This is a genomic window from Algoriphagus sp. PAP.12 (genome assembly GCF_026652115.1).
Taxonomy (GTDB): domain Bacteria; phylum Bacteroidota; class Bacteroidia; order Cytophagales; family Cyclobacteriaceae; genus Algoriphagus.
This window is the reverse complement of sequence record NZ_JAPPSQ010000045.1, coordinates 1-4,378: the sequence shown is the minus strand read 5'-3', so window position 1 is coordinate 4,378 and position 4,378 is coordinate 1. Positions and strand designations below refer to the sequence as shown.

Annotated in this window: 3 protein-coding genes; 1 reads left to right on the top strand and 2 read right to left on the bottom strand. The window is 37.1% G+C overall.

Translation table 11 applies throughout. The features are described from left to right. Both yidC and O0V13_RS21240 read right to left on the bottom strand, forming a co-directional pair. Nucleotides 1–1,802 (bottom strand): membrane protein insertase YidC (yidC, locus tag O0V13_RS21245; protein ID WP_268037029.1); only part of this gene is annotated, 1,802 nt, incomplete at its 3' end. Between the two features lie 38 nt (nt 1,803–1,840). Next, a complete protein-coding gene (locus tag O0V13_RS21240) occupies nt 1,841–3,457 on the bottom strand; it encodes a CTP synthase (RefSeq protein ID WP_268037028.1) in 1,617 nt (538 codons plus the stop codon). A 398-nt stretch (nt 3,458–3,855) separates the two neighbouring features. Between O0V13_RS21240 and O0V13_RS21235 the strand changes: the two genes are divergently transcribed. Further along, nucleotides 3,856–4,257 (top strand): hypothetical protein, encoded by a 402-nt coding sequence (locus O0V13_RS21235; RefSeq protein ID WP_268037027.1) that lies wholly within the window; start codon nt 3,856–3,858, stop codon nt 4,255–4,257. Nucleotides 4,258–4,378 lie beyond the last annotated feature (121 nt).

Sequence of the window (4,378 nt, the reverse complement as noted above, 5' to 3'; positions counted from 1 at the left end):
ATTTTTTTACGATTTGCATCTGCGGCCTTCATTGCCTCTTCCAATCTCTGTTGGAATTTAGATTTTTTCTTATTCGCATTTTTTACTTTGGACTCTTCTACTTTCTGACGGATTTTGTCGTCATCTACAAAAAGCTTAATAATTGCTTGTTGACCAAATGTTACCATGTTGGAAACAAAGTAGTAGAAACTTAAGCCCGCAGGATAGGAGTTCAATACAAACATGAACATTACTGGCATTACATATCCCAAGTTTTTCATAGGACCTGTTGCTGTTGTCAACTGATTGTTGAAATGTGTGTAAATAATCTGCGACACAGTCATCAACAAAGTAAACAAACTGACATGGGACCCATAGAAAGGAATGGTGAATGGAAGCTTGATAAATTCATCATAAGTTGACAAATCAGAAGCCCATAGGAATGATTCCTGTCTAAGTTCTACTGCATTTGGAAAAAAGAAGAACATGGCAAACAAGAAAGGCATTTGCAATACCATCGGAAGACAGCCTGAGATAGGAGATACACCCAATTTGGAGAAGAGCTTCATTTGCTCTTGCTGCATCTTAGTAGGATCATCACCGTATTGCTCTTTCAACTCATCTATTTCTGGCTTGATGACACGCATTTTCGCCATTCCGATGTAAGACTTGTAGGTCAGAGGTGATAAAGCCAACTTAATGATCAATACGATCAGGATAATGATGACTCCGTAATTATTGAAGAACTTCTGTAAGAATTGGAATAGGTTTACAATAATGTATTTGTTGACCCAGCTTACAAAGAAGTATCCCATGTCGACATTCTTCTCAAAGCCTTCAGTAACCTTCTTTAGGGTTTTGTATTTATCAGGGCCGAAATAAAACTTGACATTTGCAGAACCATCGGTGATAGGTACCTTCAAATTAGCAGTCATATTTCTGACAGAAGAACTATCTGCAGGAGTATTTTGACTCAATGTGACATTTTGAAAGTCAGTAGAGGCTATGATCCCCGCTGTGAAGAATCTTTGGCTAAAACCAACCCATTTTACTGGCTCAGCAATAGTCTCTGCTTCTGGATCATTTCCTACGCCTAGATTTTCATAAGATTCAGAGCTAGTGAAATAATTTACCTCAGTCTTTCTTCTAGATTCGGCTATATCTCTTTCTACTCTTTTTACTTGATCTTCCCAGTTTAATTCTAGGGACTGAGAGGTGAATACTCCATTAAAGCGATCAATAGTGAAGTCTTTTTCTACTACATAACTTCCGTCTGTAACAGAGAAAGTTTGAGTCAAGGTGCCACTTTCTGTTCCAGACTTTAGAGTTAAAGTAGTTACAGCTAGGCCTTCCTCATTTTGACTTGAAGTAATCTCATGGGTAAAATAAAAGTCTGATAAGGAAACTGGGCCATTTGATGTTTCAAGGGAAAAATCCATGTTGGAGGATTTTTCATCAAATAGATAAAGAGGTTCCTTTTGCCAGGTTTCATATTCCTTAAGGTGTACTTTTTTTACTTGGCCACCTTTGGAAGAGATGAAAACTTGGATTTTATCATTTTCCAAAGTCACCAATTCTTCAGTCCCCTGAGTCATTGTGGCCAAAACTCCGTATTTCGCAATTTTATTTGCGTCAATTGTAGAATCGTTTGCAGCCTGCACAGCTGGAGTTAATTCTTTCGATTGGGTGGGTTCTGGAGTTTCAGTTAATACAGGTGTTTCGGTCTCAACTGGAGGTGTTTCCGGACTACTTGCGAAGAAAATGGAATACACCAAAATAACCGCAGCAAATAGGATTAAGCCTGTTGCTTGATTTCTATCCATAATTTAACTTTCTCTGAAATATTCAGAGTTTTTAATTTTTATTTCAATTTTTTGTCAATTGCCGCTTGTATGAACTTTACAAACAAAGGCTGTGGGTTCAATACGGTACTCTTATATTCTGGATGGAATTGTACGCCGACAAACCAAGGATGGTTTTTGATTTCAACGATTTCCACCAAGCCTGTTTCAGGGTTTTTGCCGGTTGCAATCATTCCTGCTTCCTCGATCTCTTTTAAGAAATCATTGTTGAACTCATAACGATGACGATGTCTCTCTTGGATTTTGGTCTTTCCATACGCGCTATATGCTTTACTTGAGCGTTTGAGCTCGCAAGTATAAGAACCTAGTCTCATAGTTCCACCCATTTGATCGATTCTCTTCTGTTCTTCCATCAAAGCTATTACAGGATGAGCAGTTTCTGGATTCATTTCAGTACTGTTGGCATCTTTGAGATTCAATACATTTCTAGCGAATTCAATTACAGCTACTTGCATACCCAGACAAATTCCGAAGAAAGGAATGTTGTTTTCACGAGCATACTTTACAGTTTCGATTTTTCCTTCGAAACCTCTCTCACCAAACCCTGGTGCTACAAGGATTCCATCAAGCTCATTCAACTTTTGTTTCAGGTTGTCATTATGGATTTCTTCAGAAGAGATGAGTTTCAAATTGACATGACATTCAATGGAAGCGCCAGCGTGAACAAATGACTCAATGATTGATTTGTAAGAATCGGGAAGTGAAACGTATTTACCAATCAGTCCAATGGTCACTTCTTGTGTAGGATTTTTTAGCTTGCCAAGGAAGTCTTTCCAATTTTCCAACTCTGTATTGTGCTTGGAGGAAAGCTTCAATTTTGTCATTACTCTTTCGTCCAGTTTTTCCTTTTTCATCAGTAAAGGAACATCATAGATCGTCTCAGCATCCATAGCCTCGATAACGCTATTAAGTTGCACGTTACAGAATAATGCTAGTTTTTTCTTTACATCTTGTGGTAGGTGATGCTCGGTTCTACAAACAAGAATATCCGGTTGAATACCCGCTTCAAGCAATTGCTTGACAGAATGCTGAGTTGGTTTTGTTTTAAGCTCTTTAGCTGCCTTTAAATAAGGAATCAAGGTCAAGTGAATAACCAAGAAGTTATTCGGACCTAAATCCCATCTTGCTTGACGTACAGCCTCGATAAAAGGTAAAGACTCGATATCACCGACACATCCACCGATTTCAGTGATTACGACATCGTATTTACCTTCTTCGCCCAACTTGTAAAAGTTGGATTTGATTTCGTCTGTAATATGAGGGATTACCTGAATTGTTTTTCCAAGAAATTCCCCTTTTCGTTCTTTGGTGATTACATTATTGTAGATTCTTCCCGTAGTGATGTTATTACTTTGGGAGGTTGGGATGTTGAGAAATCTCTCATAGTGTCCTAAGTCAAGATCAGTTTCAGCACCATCGTCCGTAACGTAGCATTCGCCATGTTCATAAGGATTCAGAGTACCTGGATCGATGTTGAGGTAGGGGTCAAATTTTTGGATAGTTACAGAGAAACCTCTGGATTGAAGTAGTTTGCCAAGAGATGCGGCAATGATACCTTTTCCGAGTGAAGATGTAACTCCTCCGGTAATAAAGATGTATTTTGTGGATGAGGCCATAAGAATGGTGAAGAATGATATTTGGATGGATTCTTATGGGGCTCAAAATTAAGAAAATTATCCGAGACCTTTTTGAGAATTTTCGTTTATCCTCAATTTTTCATTTTCCATTTCCGCCTGATCACTCAGCGCTAACAATAAATGGATTGTTTATTTTGATCAAAAACCTTATCCCAAATAAACGAGGCGGGACCACTTGTATACCTACATTAGAAAATGGTAAAGTAATAAGAGAGAGTAATTAATTAAAAAAGTATGGGTTTTGGTTCAGGATTTTCAATAAAATAGAGAAAGATATTTTTTACGTTCTGAAAAAATATTTCCAAACACTTTTGTTGTTCTTTAAAATATATATATTGCACCCTACTTTTGATTACATTACTTTAAATTAATTTATTATGAGAGACCTAATTAAGGAAGCTATTGCAGATCTCAAAAAGAGTGAAGGTTTTATTTATAAAACTGCAGAAGGTAAAAAAATAGATTTGCATGAAGCTGCCGCTCGCGGTATCGCTGTGACTCCAGTCAATCCAAAGGATGATGTTATTAAAAAACTGGAAGCAGCTGGTTTGTTTCTTACAGATGGTAAATTTCTTAGTGACTTTAATGAATTGGTTTCTCTAATTAGTGGAGGTTCAGTTGCAAAGACCTCAAAGAGACGTACATTTACAGACGGTGAGAAGAGTAAGATCATCTCCGAATGGAAAAAAGTTGAAGCTGCTGGAAATAAGACTAAGGCTGCCTTTGCTCGTGAAATTGGAATTGGATACCAAACTTTTATTAATTGGTTAAGAAGTTAAATTATATTGACTAGTCCTGAATAGTCGATACAGTTTTACAATAATAAAATAATTAGATAGCATCGAGTTGATTCTCGGTGCTATTTTTAGTTTTATAAGTTCTTATTTTGATTTTTTCTTA